Here is a 751-nt window from a genome sequence, read left to right as displayed (position 1 = left end):
TTACGATGAATTGAATTCATAAGTTTCTCAATCCATAGGTTAAAATCTTTCAGCGCTCCACCGACCGTCTCATTGTCTATACCGGGTGCAGTGCACTTTGACATCCGGGCTAGATTTTCCCATATAAGTTCCTTGGTAATATGGTGAGTTAGCGACGTGAATTTGAGATTTGTTTCCTTTTGAGCTTTTGCTGCTACTCTTTCCAGTTTTGTGTTCATGGCTGGGGTTCTCCTTACTTTGTATTAAGGCCCGAATCCTCCCATTGTATGGAGCCCATGTTTCCTTGGAATAGATTCAATTCCTGCTGACCGCTTCCCCGCGTAGTAGGCTCTCCCAACCTCAGAGTACTATCAGTCAGTAAGACCTCCGGCAGACCATCGGATTATCCTTGCTTTGTTAGGCTTGTCAAATCCTATCCTTTAGGGAAGCCTGCCGGATCTCCCTTGTTCCCAAGAAGCCCTTTGATAGCATGCCGTAGGTACGAACCCCGGAAGTAATTAATGTATCCTCACCAAAACGGATACTTAACTTCTGCCTTCCCCATAGAGAGAAAAGGTCGGCTACTTCACAACACGTTCAATTTCGGGGCTAATTATCCCATTCACTTTATTCCGGCCTACTATCTTCCTGTCTACGCTTCGCGATGCATGTTACCACACACCACGCAAGACTCGGTACTTAACTGCTGGTTAGGCTTTATCAAGGCGACCATTTCAGGTCGCATGTGCTCCTTGAACTTGCAAGGCGCAAC

1 pseudogene is annotated in these 751 nt (G+C 46.3%); it reads right to left on the bottom strand.

The features are described 5' to 3' along the window. Positions 1-218, bottom strand: a pseudogene (locus Pmgp_RS20140) (hypothetical protein); the annotation flags it as partial. Positions 219-751: the final 533 nt, after the last annotated feature.

It is taken from the genome of Pelotomaculum propionicicum (assembly GCF_004369225.1).
GTDB classification, from domain to species: domain Bacteria; phylum Bacillota; class Desulfotomaculia; order Desulfotomaculales; family Pelotomaculaceae; genus Pelotomaculum_B; species Pelotomaculum_B propionicicum.
This window is presented reverse-complemented; position numbering and strand designations above follow the sequence as displayed.